General features: G+C 45.1%; 15 protein-coding genes. 6 read left to right on the top strand and 9 right to left on the bottom strand.

The window, feature by feature from the left end; translation table 11 throughout:
- Positions 1-94: 94 nt before the first annotated feature.
- On the bottom strand, positions 95-1,015 hold the full coding sequence (gene trxB / locus DWX28_RS07400; RefSeq protein ID WP_022215080.1) for a thioredoxin-disulfide reductase: 921 nt from the start codon (positions 1,013-1,015) through the stop codon (positions 95-97).
- Positions 1,016-1,113: 98 nt separating this feature from the next.
- On the opposite strand from trxB, the gene DWX28_RS07405 reads away from it, so the two are divergent.
- The gene (locus DWX28_RS07405; protein WP_022215081.1) at positions 1,114-2,898 is read left to right on the top strand and encodes a DUF885 domain-containing protein; all 1,785 of its coding nucleotides are present in this window, start codon (positions 1,114-1,116) and stop codon (positions 2,896-2,898) included.
- Positions 2,899-2,974: 76 nt separating this feature from the next.
- Here the strand turns inward: DWX28_RS07405 and DWX28_RS07410 are convergent, their stop codons facing one another.
- Positions 2,975-3,421, bottom strand: a complete 447-nt coding sequence (locus DWX28_RS07410) for a MarR family winged helix-turn-helix transcriptional regulator (protein ID WP_118252362.1) — start codon at positions 3,419-3,421, stop codon at positions 2,975-2,977.
- A 132-nt stretch (positions 3,422-3,553) separates the two neighbouring features.
- Between DWX28_RS07410 and DWX28_RS07415 the strand changes: the two genes are divergently transcribed.
- The gene (locus tag DWX28_RS07415) at positions 3,554-5,047 is read left to right on the top strand and encodes a CapA family protein (protein ID WP_118252313.1); all 1,494 of its coding nucleotides are present in this window, start codon (positions 3,554-3,556) and stop codon (positions 5,045-5,047) included.
- A gap of 137 nt (positions 5,048-5,184) precedes the next feature.
- Here the strand turns inward: DWX28_RS07415 and DWX28_RS07420 are convergent, their stop codons facing one another.
- The 5 genes from DWX28_RS07420 to metG all read right to left on the bottom strand — a co-directional run bounded on the left by DWX28_RS07420 (position 5,185) and on the right by metG (position 9,515).
- A complete protein-coding gene (locus tag DWX28_RS07420; protein ID WP_118252363.1) occupies positions 5,185-5,958 on the bottom strand; it encodes a TatD family hydrolase in 774 nt (257 codons plus the stop codon).
- A gap of 12 nt (positions 5,959-5,970) precedes the next feature.
- Positions 5,971-6,411 carry an MOSC domain-containing protein gene (locus DWX28_RS07425; protein ID WP_022215085.1) on the bottom strand — a complete coding sequence of 147 codons (441 nt, stop codon included), beginning with the start codon at positions 6,409-6,411 and terminating at the stop codon, positions 5,971-5,973.
- A gap of 33 nt (positions 6,412-6,444) precedes the next feature.
- A complete protein-coding gene (locus DWX28_RS07430; RefSeq protein ID WP_022215086.1) occupies positions 6,445-6,936 on the bottom strand; it encodes a MogA/MoaB family molybdenum cofactor biosynthesis protein in 492 nt (163 codons plus the stop codon).
- 17 nt (positions 6,937-6,953) lie between these two features.
- Complete coding sequence (gene moaC / locus DWX28_RS07435; protein ID WP_022215087.1) at positions 6,954-7,439, bottom strand: cyclic pyranopterin monophosphate synthase MoaC; 486 nt, start codon at positions 7,437-7,439, stop codon at positions 6,954-6,956.
- A gap of 117 nt (positions 7,440-7,556) precedes the next feature.
- Complete coding sequence (gene metG / locus DWX28_RS07440) at positions 7,557-9,515, bottom strand: methionine--tRNA ligase (RefSeq protein ID WP_118252314.1); 1,959 nt, start codon at positions 9,513-9,515, stop codon at positions 7,557-7,559.
- Between the two features lie 703 nt (positions 9,516-10,218).
- Between metG and DWX28_RS07445 the strand changes: the two genes are divergently transcribed.
- Positions 10,219-10,431, top strand: a complete 213-nt coding sequence (locus DWX28_RS07445; protein ID WP_117593672.1) for a FeoA family protein — start codon at positions 10,219-10,221, stop codon at positions 10,429-10,431.
- A gap of 54 nt (positions 10,432-10,485) precedes the next feature.
- On the opposite strand, the gene DWX28_RS07450 is transcribed toward DWX28_RS07445, so the two are convergent.
- Entirely contained in the window at positions 10,486-13,065 is a 2,580-nt protein-coding gene (locus DWX28_RS07450) for a sensor histidine kinase (RefSeq protein ID WP_118252315.1), read from the bottom strand.
- A gap of 73 nt (positions 13,066-13,138) precedes the next feature.
- Positions 13,139-13,831, bottom strand: coding sequence for a response regulator transcription factor (locus DWX28_RS07455; protein WP_117593674.1), 693 nt, complete (start codon positions 13,829-13,831; stop codon positions 13,139-13,141).
- Between the two features lie 246 nt (positions 13,832-14,077).
- Between DWX28_RS07455 and DWX28_RS07460 the strand changes: the two genes are divergently transcribed.
- The 3 genes from DWX28_RS07460 to DWX28_RS07470 form a co-directional block, all read left to right on the top strand.
- The gene (locus tag DWX28_RS07460; protein WP_118252316.1) at positions 14,078-14,623 is read left to right on the top strand and encodes an NADH peroxidase; all 546 of its coding nucleotides are present in this window, start codon (positions 14,078-14,080) and stop codon (positions 14,621-14,623) included.
- Between the two features lie 36 nt (positions 14,624-14,659).
- Entirely contained in the window at positions 14,660-15,046 is a 387-nt protein-coding gene (locus tag DWX28_RS07465) for a Fur family transcriptional regulator (protein ID WP_022213198.1), read from the top strand.
- Between the two features lie 121 nt (positions 15,047-15,167).
- Positions 15,168-15,570 (top strand): rubredoxin-like domain-containing protein (locus tag DWX28_RS07470; RefSeq protein ID WP_243002371.1); only part of this gene is annotated, 403 nt, incomplete at its 3' end.

A 15,570-nucleotide genomic window follows, 5' to 3' on the forward strand; every position in this document is an offset into this window, starting at 1 on the left:
TACCGTAGCAGCGAGGCAAATTTTACGTCTTGACATGCAATAAAAAAGCAGCTCCAGCCATCCACTAGAACTGCCTTTTTTACATATTTTCTGCTTATTTTTCTATCAGGTAGCGTTGCACGGAGGCGACTGCATTTGCCCCGTCAGCCACTGCTGTCACAACCTGGCGAAGATTTTTGGTACGGATATCACCTGCTGCAAAGATTCCCGGTGTACTTGTCACACCGTCCTCTCCTGCGATGATATAACCGCTCTCATCCAGATCAACCAGCCCTTTGAATTTCTCTGTATTCGGAAGAATTCCAACAGCGATAAAAACTCCATCAACTGCGATCGTTTTTCCCTCATCTGTTTTGACATTGTGGACTTTGATATCTTCTACCTTGTCAGTTCCCTCGATAACCGTCGGTACGCTATCCCAGACCATTTCCACATTTGCACACTTAAACAGCTTGTCCTGAAGCACCTTGTCGGCGCGAAGTTCATCCCTTCTGTGAACAAGATAAACTTTCTTACATGTTCTGGAAAGAAGGATCGCATCCTCTACTGCCACATTTCCTCCTCCGACTACAGCAACTGTTCCATCCTGGAAAAAAGCTCCATCACAGGTCGCGCAGTAGGACACGCCCATTCCACTGAGTTCTTCTTCCCCCGGAATCCCAAGCTGGCGGTGTGCCGCACCACATGCAAGGATCACCGCTTTCGCCATATATCTGTTCTTCTTTGTGCGGATCACTTTAAGCCCGTTTTCCTCTTCGATGGAAAGTACCGGCTCTCTCTTTGGCTTGATTCCCAGTTTCTCCGCGTGATTTACCATGGTTTCTCCGAGATCCAGACCTGTGATTCCCGGAAGTCCTGGATAGTTGTCCACCTCATAAGTATCCACGATCTGTCCGCCCTGCACAAATTTCTTCTCAAGCCACAGAGTATTCAGCTTGCCTCTTGTCGCATAGATCGCTGCGCAGATTCCTGCTGGTCCTGCACCCAGAATCGCCAGATCATATATTTCTTCCATTAGATCAACCTCGCTTTCTTAACTCCTGAAACCAAGTTTAGCATACAATCCCGTTTTTTCCAATAAGATAGTAAAAACCTTTCTTTTGAGAGGAATCTATGAAACCTTCTCTTCGCAGACCCCGTTCTCCGATCGTTATCGCACTTCTTTTGTCTCTCACACTGGTTATCGGGCTTTTTATGGGATGGCTGTCCGGAAGTGTAATATCTAAGGACAAAGCTTTCCGCTCCCTCACCCGAAAAATCTTTCAGGAAGAAATATCCGGAAGCATGCTGACACTCCATTATTCCCTTGCTTATCCCGAAAAAAAACATATTTCCAGACCTTCTCCCACCCTCGGAACGATCTCCGATGACACCAGTGCTACATATCAGAAATATGAGCAGTATCTCCGGAAGCTGAAAGATTTCACTCCTTCCGGTCTGACCCGTCAAAATCAGATCACGCGGGATATGCTGCTCCTTTACTATCAGACACAGCTTTCTGCCAGAGATTATACGCTTCTCGACGAACCGTTAAGCCCAAGTCTTGGCATCCAGGCACAGCTTCCTGTTCTGCTGGCAGAATATGCCTTTTATGACGATCAGGATATTGCGGACTATCTGAACCTTCTCACCTCGGTAAAGCCATATTTTCAGAGTATTCTCGCCTATGAACGCCGCAGATCTGATGCAGGATATTTCATGAGCAATGCAACTTTAAACCGCATTCTGGAACAGTGCAGTACCTTTATCAAAGATCCACAGAACAACTATATGCTGGATGTTTTTGCCCGGAAACTCAAAGATTACGGCCGTTTTTCTGAAAAAGAACAGGCAAAGCTGAATGAACGCCACAAAGAGATCCTGCTCACCAGTGTGATTCCTGCTTATCAGGAACTGATGACAGGGCTGAATGAATTAAAAAATACCGGAACTTCCAGCCGTGGGCTCAGTCATTTCAAAGGAGGGAAGGAATATTACCGTTATCTTCTGCAGTCTCAGACTGGTTCTTATCTCTCCGTCGAAAAGATCCAGCAGCGACTTACTTCTCAGCTTGCAGGAGATATGCACACGGTCCAGCAGATGCTCAAAGAGCAGCCATCACTCCTTCGAAAACTCACGAATGGTGCAGAAATAAAAGATTTTGAACCGGCGTCTGCCCTTCAGTATCTGAACCAGCAGATGCAGAAGGATTTTCCTGCTCTCGATACCACCGATTATGAGATCCGCTATGTTCACGAATCCATGGAGGATTTTCTGAGTCCTGCATTTTATCTCACACCGCCACTGGATACGGGCAGGCCGAATGTGATCTACATCAACCGTGCAGGTAGCCGGTCCAATCTGGAGCTTTTTACAACGCTATCCCACGAAGGATTTCCGGGGCATCTGTACCAGACTGTTTTTTTCGGAAAGACACAGCCGGACGACATCCGATATCTGATCACCTCGGGCGGCTATGTTGAAGGCTGGGCGACTTATGTCGAATCCTACGGATATCAGTATGCCGCTTCCCTTCTCTCCGACAAGGCTGCTGCTGATATCACCACCCTGATGTGGAAAAACCGCAGTATCAACCTCTGTATTTATTCTCTGCTTGATACCGGTATCCACTATCAGGGCTGGAATCAGGCTGCCGCCGCAAAGTTCCTGAATGCTTTCGGTATCCAGGATGAAAAAGTAATCGCAGAGATTTACCAGTATATCGTGGAAACTCCCGGAAACTATCTCAAATACTATCTCGGCTATCTGAATTTTCTCGACCTTAAGACCTCTCAGCAGAAAAAACTTGGAGATTCTTTTGACCTCAGAGAATTCCACCGCCAGGTCCTGGAGATCGGCCCGGTGCAGTTTCCTGTTCTTGCAAAATATATGCAGCCTGCTGCCGACAGTTCTTCATAATGCTACCTCCTCGCTGTGCATAAAAAAAGCAGGCATGTCCATCGTTCTGATGATATGTCTGCTTTCTGTATTTCTTTTATTTGTCATTTCCATAAGTCCGGAAAAACTTCTGGAGTTTCGTCAATGCCCTTGTCAGCACCTCTGTCTCTTCTTTGTCCATGCCATCAAGCACTTCCATGACCATCTTCTCGTGGAACATCCGATGATGGAAATATGCTTTCTCCCCCTTTTCAGAAAGAGATACCAGTACAACCCTGCGGTCCTCCTCGCTTCGGCTGCGCTCTACATATCCCTTCTTGACCAGGTGATTGATCGCGATCGTCAAAGTTCCCACCGTCACAGATACCGCACGTGCCACCGTGGACATATTCTTCGGTTCCCGGATTCCGATCGCTTCGATCACATGCATGTCGTTTACGGAAATATCCTTATATTCTGAGGTGAGCAGCGCACGCTCTTCCACATCCATGATCTCGTTGAACAGTTTTACCAGAACATCATTTACAGTTTCGTATGAATTCATCAGCATACCCCTTCCCTGTCTGTTTCTTTATTATAGCGTAAAGTAATTTGAAACACAAAGCAATTTTTTTAACAACATCTTTTTTTGCTGAGTTTAATTTGCTATAATGGGGAAATGAAAGGAAATAAATTTATGAAAAAAAATAAGAATATACCACTGAATCTCAGGGAACAGATGAATTCCCGTATTGGTCTGATCTGCTCCGTTATTTTACTGCTGCTTCTCGTTGCAGGGTTACGTCAGCTTGACTACAACCTTATCGAGAAACCCAAAGAAGAAGCTGCCAAAGTCGCCCAGAAGGAAGCAGAAGCGGCAAAGAAAGCTGCTGAAGAACCGGAAGTTTCCACAGCAAGTGTGATCGCTGTCGGCGACAATCTTTATCACGGAAGTCTGATCGAATCCGGCGAAAATGATTCCGGAACCTGGAATTATGATCAGATTTATGACAAAGTACGTGATGAGATCCAGGCTGCTGATGTGGCAATGGTCGACCAGGAGACTGTTTTTACTACAGAACATGATGCTGTCAGCTCTTACCCGTCTTTTGCAACTCCTACGGAAGTCGGTGATGCACTGATGAATGCAGGATTCGATGTCGTAGAATCCGCAACAAACCATATCGATGATTATGGAATTGATTTTCTTCAGGAAACCTTTAATTTCTGGAGCAGCAAATATCCGGATGTTCCTGTCCTTGGAATCCACCCGACACAGGAAGATGCTGATACAGTCAAGACACTGGAAGTAAACGGGATTACGATTTCTTTTCTGGATTATACATACGGAACCAACAACGGCGGGGTCGGCGAAGGAAATGAATACATGATTGATCTCTTCGACAAGAATAAAGTCTCCACCATGATCCAGAAAGCCAAGGCCTCCAGCGACGTGCTGATCTTTGTCGCTCACTGGGGCAAGGAAGAAGAACCGATGCCTACGGAATATGAGAAAGAATGGGCCACCTTCCTGATGCAGCAGGGTGTTGATGTCGTAGTCGGCGGTCATCCACATATCCTGCAGCCTTATGGACGGATGTCTGACGATCAGGGACACAATATGCTGATCTTCTACTCCCTTGGAAACTTCGTTTCCACTCAGCAGACCCTTACCGGGCTTCTGGAAGGAATGGCAAGCTTCACCATCCAGAAAACTGTCAAGAACGGTGAAACAACGATCGATATCCTCGATCCGACTGTCAAACCAATGGTCATGCATTATAACAAAGATGAAGGCGTGTTTAATCCATATATGCTCGAAGACTACACCGAAGAACTCGCTTCTCAGCACGGTGTGAAAGACATCATCGGAGACGAATTCACCCTGGCAAACCTCCAGGCCAAATTTAAAGAGATCATGTCCATGAATGTAGAACCATCCACCAGAACAGACCTTCTCGATGTATCCTTCGATTATGAACTCAACATGATCAACTCAGACGGAGACATCGTAGACGACATCTGGTCCACCAGCGCCGACGAATACCTTGCACAGCAGGGAAATTCCGACGGCAGCGACAGTTCCGGGGACTCCTCCGAGGATTCTGAGGATTCATCATACGATGACTCGTCCTATGATGATTCCTACGATGATTCATACGACGACAGCTACTACGACGAAGACTACTAAAGACTTATTTATCCAAAGACAGGACAGCGCAGCTCCTCCGTCCCATATTCTTTGTTTTTTCTCACCTCCAACATGCGATAACGTAAATGCCGTACTATAGTTGGATAACTCGGTCAACTATAGTACGGCATTAGACCTTATCGCAACAACAGCCTCTCCGCATTCCCTTCCGTCACCGCAATAACCTCATCTTCTGTCACACCTTTGATCCGTGCGATCTCTCTCGCCACATACACCAGATTCCTGGAATCATTCCGCTTTCCGCGATTCGGTTCCGGGCTCAGATACGGACTGTCCGTTTCCAAAACGATCTGATCAAGCGGTGCATACTCCACAACTTCCTTAAGTTTCTTCGCATTCTTAAACGTGACCACACCGCCAATTCCCAGATAAAGTCCCATATCCAGATACTCCCGCGCCATCTCCTTCGCATAAGAAAAACAATGAATGATACCGCCGTACATTCCACCCTTCATGCAATCCTTCACTATGTCCAGAGTGTCCTTCGCAGCTTCCCTGCTGTGGATCATAAACGGCATCTGTGCCTCCCTTGCGATCTCCATCTGTGCACGGAACATCTTTTTCTGAATCTCATGCTCATGTTCTTCCTTGTGCCAGTAATAATCCAGCCCGATCTCACCGACCGCTACTGCTTTCGGCAGTTTACAAAGCTTCCGGATCTCCTCAAGAGTCTCCTCTGTCATCTTATCCGCATCATCCGGATGGATTCCAAATGCACCATAAACAAACGGATATTTTTCCATAAGAGCTTCTGTGTCCTTCAGACTTTCAAGCGAAGCACAGGCATTGACGATTCTGTCAATTCCGTTTTCCTGCATGGAATCCAGAAGTTCCTCCCTGTCTGCCTCAAAAGCTTCGTCATCATAATGAGCATGTGTTTCAAAAATCATATGTGTTTCCAATTATTCATTCTCCTCGATTATCACCAATTCATCTCCTTCATGGATCACGCCTCCATGAAGAACTCTCGTAAAAACGCCCTCTCTCGGCATGATGCAGTCGCCCATCTTCTGGAAGATCGCGCAGCCGTGATGGCATTTCTTGCCGATCTGCGTCATCTCAAGAACTACATCGTTGCATCGAAATTTCGTTCCCACCGGAAGTTTGGCAAAGTCAAAGCCTTCGACTACCAGGTTTTCTCCAAAAGCTCCATCTTCGATCTCGGCACCTTTCGCGCGGAATTCCTGGATCTTGTCATAGGAAAGAAGACTGACCTGACGGTGCCATTTGCCCGCATGTGCGTCATCCTTGATTCCCCATTCTTCTATGAATTCACCTTCCGGTATACGATACTTCTGTGTTCCTTTTTCCTTGCTGATACATACTGCGATTACTCTACCCATAATAAAAAACCTCCTGTTTCTATTTACCCCTTTTTATTTGCGTGCACAGTTTCCTGCTTCTCCTGTCAGGATCTCGATTCCATGTCCCAGTGCATCGATGATGTATTCCAGACTTTCCTTAACCGCTTTCGGACTTCCCGGAAGATTGATGATCAGTGTCTTTCCTCGGATTCCGGCAGTTGCACGGCTCAGCATTGCTCTTTTTGTGATCGTCATGCTGTATGCACGCATTGCCTCCGGGATTCCCGGTACTCTGCGCTCAATAACTTCTTCGGTTGCCTCCGGTGTAACATCCCTCTCTGAAAATCCTGTTCCGCCTGTTGTCAGGATCAGTTCTGCCATCTCTTTGTCTGCAATTTCCTGCATTTTGCCGGCAAGCATAACCTGATCATCCGGAAGGATGTCCATGGATACAACTTCATATCCCTCGCGTTCTACGATTTCTTTGATCGCAGGTCCGCTTAAGTCTTCTCTTTCGCCACGATATCCTGTATCACTTGATGTGATGATCGCTACTCGTTTCATATTTCCTCCATTTTCTTTTATCTGTTCTCAAAACGGAAATCTCCGCTTTTTCCGCCTGTTTTTTCGATCAGATGGATCTCTGACATGACCATGTGCTTGTCGATTGCCTTGCACATGTCATAAATGGTCAGAAGTGTCACCTGGACACCTGTCAGTGCTTCCATTTCCACGCCGGTTTTGCCCTCTGTCTTTACAGTACAGAAAACGTGGATCCGATTTTTTTGCTGATCCAGTTCGTAATCAATGGAACATTTCTGTATCGGCAGCGGATGACACATTGGAATCAGCTCGGAAGTTTTTTTGACTCCCATGATCCCTGCAACTCTGGCTACGCCGAGGACATCTCCTTTTTTGACATTTCCTGCTGTTACTGCTTCCATGATCTCCGGTCCCACGGAAATATATCCTGTCGCCAGGGCAGTCCTGTATGTGACCTGTTTCCCGGAAACGTCAACCATCACCGCATTTCCATTCTGGTCAAAATGTGTAAAACCCTTTTCCATAAAAAGTCCTGTCTCCTTTTAAATATAAATTCAGGAAGTTCATCATAAACAGTTTCGGCAGAATTTCTGCCCTCTGTCCTGAACTTCCTGAATAAATTTTTTATAGCTTAACAGTCTTTAGCAGATTTCTGCTCCTGCCGGCATTTCTTTCTCCGGTACCATCAGGGACAGGTTTCCGTCTGCATCTTCTGCACAGAGGATCATACCTTCGCTTAAGATTCCTGCAAGTTTGGCAGGTTTCAGGTTGGTAACGACCATAACTTTCTTTCCTACCATTTCTTCTGCGCTGTAGTGAGATTTGATTCCGGATACGATCTGGCGTACCTGGCTTCCGATCTTAACCTGAGAGCAGAGAAGTTTACGGGATTTCTTTACTTCTTCGCAGGCGATGATCTCACCAACCTGGAACTGAAGTTTTCCAAAATCGTCAAATGTGATCTCTGGTTTTGCTTCGATGTCGATCACATTTTCTTCTTTTTTCTCCTCAACCGGCTCTTCTTTCTTCGGATGAAGTTCTTCTACTTTTGCAAGTACTTCTTTGAGGTCAAGACGTGCAAACAGGATCTCCGGTTTTTCGGTTACTTTGTTTCCTGACGGATAGAGTCCGAATGTCTTCAAGTCTTCAAGAGTACGTTTTTCTGCATTTAACTGCGCAAGGATGCGCTCTGTTGTCTCCGGCATGAAGGATTCCAGAAGAGTTGCTCCCATGGTGATTCCTTCAACCAGGTTGTAGAGAACGGTTGCAAGACGATCTTTCTTTGCTTCATCTTTTGCAAGAGCCCATGGCATAGTCTCGTCGATGTATTTGTTCAGACGTTTGAACAGAGTGAATACCTCTGTCATTGCATCTGCAACACGCAGTTTGTCCATCTTCTCAGCAACCTTGCCCGGAACAGCCAGTGCAAATGCTTTGAGGTCTTCGTCAACCGGTTCAGCAACACCTTTGTTTTCTACTACGCCGCCGAAGTATTTGTTGGACATGGAGATGGTACGGTTTACAAGGTTTCCGAGAGTATTTGCAAGCTCGGAGTTCAGTCTCTCTACCATCAGTTCCCATGTGATGACACCATCGTTCTCGAATGGCATTTCGTGAAGTACGAAATAACGGACAGCATCTACGCCGAAGAAATCTACGAGTTCATCTGCATAGATTACGTTTCCTTTGGATTTACTCATCTTGCCATCGCCCTGGAGCAGCCACGGATGTCCGAATACCTGTTTCGGAAGCGGCAGGTCAAGTGACATCAGGAAGATCGGCCAGTAAATAGTATGGAAACGGATGATGTCTTTACCGATCAGATGAAGGTCTGCCGGCCACAGTTTGTTGAACTGTTCAGAGCTTTCGCCGTCGCAGTCATAACCGATTCCTGTGATATAGTTTGTCAGGGCATCCAGCCATACATAAACAACGTGCTTCGGATCGAAGTCTACCGGGATTCCCCATTTGAAGGATGTTCTGGATACGCAGAGATCCTGAAGTCCCGGAAGAAGGAAGTTGTTCATCATCTCGTTTTTACGTGATTCCGGCTGAATGAAATCCGGATGTGTGTTGATGTAGTCGATCAGACGGTCTGCATATTTACTCATTTTGAAGAAGTATGCTTCTTCTTTTGCCGGAACGCATGGGCGTCCGCAGTCCGGGCATTTGCCGTCTACGAGCTGTGATTCTGTGAAGAAGGATTCGCAAGGTGTACAGTACATTCCTTCGTAATGTCCCTTGTAGATATCTCCTTTTGCATACATTTTCTTGAAGATCTTCTGAACCTGTTTCTCGTGGTCAGCGTCTGTGGTACGGATGAATTTGTCATAGGATGTGTTCATCAGATCCCAGATTCTCTTGATCTCACCGGATACATTGTCTACGAATTCCTTTGGTGTGATTCCTGCTTCTTCTGCTTTGAGCTCGATCTTCTGACCATGCTCGTCAGTTCCTGTCTGGAAAAATACATCGTATCCTTCCTGTCTCTTGTAACGTGCGATCGCGTCTGCCAGTACGATCTCATAGGTGTTGCCGATATGCGGTTTACCGGATGTATAGGCGATCGCGGTTGTAATATAATACTTCTGCTTGTCCATTTTATTGTTCCTCCTGGATTATAATAAAAAAAAGACCCCTTCTCATAGAGAAGACGAGTCCTGCCCGTGTTACCACTTCTGTTCGTTCCTGCCTCGCGGTCAGAAACCTTGTTGGGTACGATTCCATACGGATAATCCGACCAATACTGTAATAGTCTGATAATCTGCTATTGTCCTGATACCCTTCCGCTATAACAGGCGGTCCTGTTGCAGTCTGAATAGTACTAAATCTTATTTCCTTTAAGAAATTGCTTTCTGTATGCCAGGAACCCTCCCATTAACATCGATACTCATCTCGACTGCACCTCTCCCAAGCCATCTTCCATCTGCACCTGCACCTCCCTCTCAGCCACGAAAATCTGAAATTTCCTCCGGGGAATTCTCTGTAATGTGGTCAGCAAATGTACTCTCTTGTTCGTTGAGTTTGCTTATATTTTGCGGAAACTCATGTTTCCGCTCCTTTAAAAATAGTAGCATATTTACCTATATTTGTAAACCGCGAATTTCGGTGTTATAACTATGCATAATCCTGCATATTTAGCACACACTATCTTCTGTCAGCATCTCCTATCCAATATGAGCAGAGACTACCTAATGTTCCAATTGACGAACATATATTCTTAGTTGTACAATAAATTCAACAAACAAAAGGTAAATTATCTGACACTAACCATTTCTATTTTTCATCAAAGGAGGTATTTTTATGCAGGCTTTATCACAGACAAATGCAGGCGATACCTGTACTATCAAATGGATGTTCGGCGTTCCGGAAATTCTTGAAACTATGCGAAAGATGGATATCAAAGAAGGCAGCACCATCCAGGTCATCCAGAAATGTCGCGACTGGCTGATCATCGGAAGCAATAACCGCCGCCTGGCAGTTGGAAATGAAGTTGCGGATCGGATACAGGTTTAGGATTCAGCAAAAAAGACCTCCTTCTGATATCATTCAGAACAAGGTCTTTTGTTATTATTTCATTTTAAATTCAATCGTCACCTTAAACAGATCCCCATCAAGATACAACTTAAATTCTCCACCCTGGAGCCGGACGAGGTCTTTGGCGATTGACAGGCCAAGTCCGCTGCCTTCGGTGTTTCGGGAGACGTCGCCGCGGATGAAACGTTCGGTGAGTTCGTCTGCGGAGATGTTCAAAGACTGTGCGGAGATGTTTTTGAGGGAAAGCTGCACGTTTGGCCGGTCAACTTTTACATCGACGTAAACTCTTGTGTTTTCCATCGCATATTTTGATGCGTTTCCAAAAACATTCTCGAGGACTCGCCAGAGTCTGCGGCCATCTGCACAGATGATTGCTTCTTCCTCATCGAAATGAACTACCATCGTCAGATTTCTTTCTTCGAATTTCTCTTCAAATTCTCCAATCACCTGATGTACCAGTTCAACGAAATTCAGGTCCGTCATTTCCAGTGTGATATTTCCGGTGCTTGCTTTGGAGGCTTCTACGACATCTTCAGTCAATACTTTGAGCCGCTGTGCCTTGTTTTCCAAAACTTCCAGATAACCTCTGATCTTGGGGTCTTCCGGATTCTCGCGCTTGAGAAGATCCACATAATTGATGATCGAAGTAAGCGGTGTCTTGATATCATGGGAGACATTCGTGATCAGCTCTGTTTTCATGCGCTCGTTCTTGAGGCTGTTTTCTACAGCTGCATCCAGTCCCTCTCCAATATGGTTGATATAATCTGCCACCTGTTCCTGTTCACCGGAAAGTTTTTCTGTTGGAATCTTGTATTGGAGTTCTCCGTCAGTGATCTTCTTCAGACCAGCGATGATCTGCTCTCTTCCCCAGGCTTTTTTTACAAGATAATAAAGAACTGCACAGTCCATTACAATCAGCAGAAGAAAAGCAAATGCTGAACCACCATTAACCGTCATTACATAAAACATAAACTGCAAAAATACAAAGATGCCAAATAACAAAATTATTTTGACCCTGCTGATCATATTGCCACCGAGAAAGACAACCAGATCATTACATTTAGAAAAACACTTTCTTACCAATATCAGAACGTGTCGGAGCAGGCTGTCTCTCCAGAGAGATCTTGCCTTGATCCTGCGAACCAGACTCAGCCAGCCGGTCAGGAACCATCCGCCACACCAGATTCCCAGGATGCTGAATCCCGTCACTTTCCAGACCATTCGTATGTCTTCAAAATCCATTGTCTGGACGATCACCGAAGTGCCCAGCAGCCAGATCATAAATATCATCCCTGCCACAATCTCGGTATACCATCTGTCCAGGAAATTCAGATGCACTTTCTCATCTTCATTGTTTCGTCCGGCCCCGATCGTCAGGATCACAAGTCCTGCAAGTGCCAGAACCAGTGACACTACAGAAATTACCATGATCGATACCAGCCATGGTTCAAACTTCTCATAGACAAGTTTTTCCTGCTTGATCCTGTCTAATACCGGAAAATCTTTATCTACAGAAACGAAATAGAGATAATTTTCCTCACCAAGTCCTGTATTCTCGATCATGCTCTGCCAGTAAGATACTGTCCAGTCTGCGATATTGGAAAATCCCAGGGCACAGTCCTGCAGATCCGGAGCGATCAGCATAAGCGGATCACCACTGGAAGTCAGTTCATCCAGTTTTTTTGCATAATTTGCTGATGTGATGCCTTTTATATTGGTGTACACTTTATCGGATTTTGTGTCTACGTACATGTAGTTAACATTTGTTACACCTGTTGCATAAGTTTTCAGGACTTTTTCACCATAAGAAGCATCACTGTATTCAACCAGAGCCGTGTATAAATACTCATATGCCTTGCTGATATTTCCTTTCCATTCTTCACTGTTGTTTACAACATCAAGGATACTGTCCGCTCCATCCGGTTTGTACGCTTCTTTCAGTGGGGCATCGTTATTTCCACTGGATTCATAATTATGCACATCTGTGTAAACAACATTCCCGTCCGCGTCGGTAACATATTCCACACCATCATTACGGATTCCTATGTTATCATTGGCGTCACCATAGTACGTATACTCTTTGCCGGAGAGTATGGCCAGTATATCCTTTGCATTCTCTGTCCATCCGTCTTCATCACTGCCAAAAACAAATTTCAGTTCACCAGTAGTAATCTTATCTGCAAAATCATTGTAGTACATATAGTAGTCGCTGCCATCCGGCTGACGGCAGATCAGAACATTTGCACTTCGATCCCAGGATGATTTCTTCGCCCAGTCATACAGATTCCCTGCCTTGTAGGCAAGTCCGGATGTGTTTTTGTGCGTCAGCGTCTTTCCCTTATTCAGCTCCGCAAGGTCAACCAGTTCTCCGTCGTCTGCCTGATCCAGGATTTCTCTCTCATTGATCGCATTAATGATCGTATGTGAAAGGCTGTACATATTATCCTGGAAGCTCTGGGAATCCACATAATTTTTGCTGTCCAATGGCTGAACGCCTTTGCTCATGATAAGCACGGATGCCCCGGCTCCCGTGCAGGCTACCGTCACAAAAACTATTGTCAGCAGCACCAGAAGCCCTTTTACACCGCTTTTTCTATACCATCTTGTCTTCATTTATACCCCATTTCCTTTCTGCTAAATGACTCTGCTATAAACACAGGAGTTTTCCACAGGTCCATTCAGAAAATCAGATCTTTTCCACTTTATACCCAAGTCCCCACACAACTTTGAGGTAGCGCGGCTCCTTTGGATTGATCTCAATTTTTTCTCTGATATGTCGGATGTGAACCGCTACCGTATTATCTGCCGCGATCGCTTCCTCTTCCCAGATACTCTCATAGATCTGATTGATGGAAAAAACTCTTCCCTGATTTTTGACCAGAAAAAGAAGGATCCTGTACTCGATCGGTGTCAGTTTGACTGCTTCTCCATCGACAGTAACTTCCTTACGGTCATCATCGATCATCAGTCCGCCCGTCTCGTAAACATTTCCTCTCTTTTCTGCCATTGCACCCAGCTGCGTATATCTGCGAAGCTGGGATTTTACCCTCGCCATCAGTTCCAATGGGTTAAAAGGTTTCGTCACATAATCATCTGCGCCGACATTCAGTCCGAGGATCTTGTCTGTATCCTCTGATTTTGCAGATAAAATTATGATAGGAAGAGCGTTTTTTTCGCGGATCTTCAATGTTGCCCGGATTCCGTCCAGCTTCGGCATCATCACGTCGATGATCAGAAGATCCACCGGATTATTCTGCAAAACCCGGATCGCCTGTTCACCATCGTATGCTTTGAGAATGTGATGCCCCTCCTGTGCCAGATAGATTTCTATTGCCTCCACGATGTCCTTGTCGTCATCACATACCAGTATCTCTGCCATTTCCCCTGCCTCCTGTGTTTTCATGTTTTTACTATACTGCTTAAGAATTAATATCTATGGGGTAAAATATTAAGACTTTCTTATTTTTTTCGCTTTTCTATTGTATCAGAAAATCCGTCTGAAAAAAATATATTTTCCTTGTTGACAAATCTATACCATTATGATACAGTATAGTCACAACAAGAAAACAATAACAATTACTATTATTAAATAAAACAAACTTAATCAGAAAAGGAGATCAAGATTATGGCAAAATGGGTATGTAATGTATGTGGATATGTTTATGAAGGCGATGCTGCTCCGGAGGTATGTCCGCAGTGTAAAGCTCCTGCTTCCAAATTCACAGAGCAGAAAGGCGAGATGACATGGGCTGCTGAACATGTTGTTGGTGTTGCTCAGGGCGTGAGCGAAGATATTCTCGAAGACCTGAGAGCGAACTTCCAGGGTGAGTGCTCTGAGGTTGGTATGTATCTCGCAATGGCAAGAGTTGCCCACAGAGAAGGCTATCCGGAAATCGGTCTTTACTGGGAGAAAGCAGCTTACGAAGAAGCTGAGCACGCTGCTAAATTCGCAGAACTTCTCGGTGAAGTCGTTACTGACAGCACAAAGAAAAACCTTGAGATGCGTGTAGAAGCTGAGAACGGTGCTACTGCTGGTAAATTCGACCTGGCTAAACGTGCCAAAGCTGCTAACCTTGATGCGATCCATGACACAGTACATGAGATGGCTCGCGATGAAGCTAGACACGGCAAAGCATTCGCTGGATTACTGAAAAGATACTTCGGAGAATAATTTAAGGAACTGATTTACAGAAAGGAAACGCGATATATGGCTACATTGAAATACAGTCGTCAGCGAGAATCGATCAAAGAATTTCTCATGACCCGTAAGGATCACCCCACCGCAGATGTTGTTTATGAAAATATGAAAAAAATCTACCCCAACATCAGTCTGGGAACCGTATATCGTAACCTTTCTCTGTTATCTGAGATCGGTGAGATCCAAAAACTGTCCAACTTCGGCGGTGCAGATCATTTCGATGGTTGTGTTGAACCACACTGTCACTTCATGTGTACAACTTGTGGAGATGTCCTGGATCTGGAAACAGAGGGTATGGACGATCTGATAGAGAAAGCCGGTCGAAACTTTTCCGGCAAGATCACAGCATGCGATATACGATTTTTCGGAACTTGCCCGAAATGTATGAACAAATAATGTATTTTCAGACATTTACTTGACTTTGAGCATTCAATGTGATAGATTGAAACTACAGTTATTGAGAATTATTACTATTATTAAACAGAACTAACTTAATTAAGAAAAGGAGATCAAAATTATGGCAAAATGGGTATGTAATGTATGTGGATATGTTTACGAAGGTGACGCTGCTCCGGAAGTCTGTCCGCAGTGTAAGGCTCCTGCTTCCAAATTCACAGAGCAGAAGGGCGAGATGACATGGGCTGCTGAACACGTTGTTGGTGTTGCTCAGGGTGTGAGCGAAGACATTCTTGAAGACCTGAGAGCTAACTTCCAGGGTGAGTGCTCTGAAGTTGGTATGTATCTGGCAATGGCAAGAGTTGCCCACAGAGAAGGCTATCCGGAAATCGGTCTCTACTGGGAGAAAGCTGCTTACGAAGAAGCTGAGCATGCTGCTAAATTCGCAGAACTTCTCGGTGAAGTCGTTACTGACAGCACAAAGAAAAACCTTGAGATGCGTGTAGAAGCTGAGAACGGTGCTA

It is taken from the genome of Blautia sp. AF19-10LB (assembly GCF_003461245.1).
Taxonomy (GTDB): Bacteria; Bacillota; Clostridia; order Lachnospirales; family Lachnospiraceae; genus Blautia_A; species Blautia_A intestinihominis.

Excerpts from the sequence above, each read along its gene's own strand:
- moaC (WP_022215087.1), bottom strand. The coding sequence starts at position 7,439 with ATGGAAAAGGGTTTTACACATTTTGACCAGAATGGAAATGCGGTGATG.
- metG (WP_118252314.1), bottom strand. The coding sequence starts at position 9,515 with ATGGACAAGCAGAAGTATTATATTACAACCGCGATCGCCTATACATCC.
- DWX28_RS07420 (WP_118252363.1), bottom strand. The coding sequence starts at position 5,958 with ATGATTTTTGAAACACATGCTCATTATGATGACGAAGCTTTTGAGGCA.
- DWX28_RS07465 (WP_022213198.1), top strand. The coding sequence starts at position 14,660 with ATGGCTACATTGAAATACAGTCGTCAGCGAGAATCGATCAAAGAATTT.
- DWX28_RS07430 (WP_022215086.1), bottom strand. The coding sequence starts at position 6,936 with ATGAAACGAGTAGCGATCATCACATCAAGTGATACAGGATATCGTGGC.
- trxB (WP_022215080.1), bottom strand. The coding sequence starts at position 1,015 with ATGGAAGAAATATATGATCTGGCGATTCTGGGTGCAGGACCAGCAGGA.
- DWX28_RS07450 (WP_118252315.1), bottom strand. The coding sequence starts at position 13,065 with ATGAAGACAAGATGGTATAGAAAAAGCGGTGTAAAAGGGCTTCTGGTG.
- DWX28_RS07445 (WP_117593672.1), top strand. The coding sequence starts at position 10,219 with ATGCAGGCTTTATCACAGACAAATGCAGGCGATACCTGTACTATCAAA.
- DWX28_RS07415 (WP_118252313.1), top strand. The coding sequence starts at position 3,554 with ATGAAAAAAAATAAGAATATACCACTGAATCTCAGGGAACAGATGAAT.
- DWX28_RS07405 (WP_022215081.1), top strand. The coding sequence starts at position 1,114 with ATGAAACCTTCTCTTCGCAGACCCCGTTCTCCGATCGTTATCGCACTT.
- DWX28_RS07460 (WP_118252316.1), top strand. The coding sequence starts at position 14,078 with ATGGCAAAATGGGTATGTAATGTATGTGGATATGTTTATGAAGGCGAT.
- DWX28_RS07410 (WP_118252362.1), bottom strand. The coding sequence starts at position 3,421 with ATGAATTCATACGAAACTGTAAATGATGTTCTGGTAAAACTGTTCAAC.
- DWX28_RS07425 (WP_022215085.1), bottom strand. The coding sequence starts at position 6,411 with ATGGGTAGAGTAATCGCAGTATGTATCAGCAAGGAAAAAGGAACACAG.
- DWX28_RS07455 (WP_117593674.1), bottom strand. The coding sequence starts at position 13,831 with ATGGCAGAGATACTGGTATGTGATGACGACAAGGACATCGTGGAGGCA.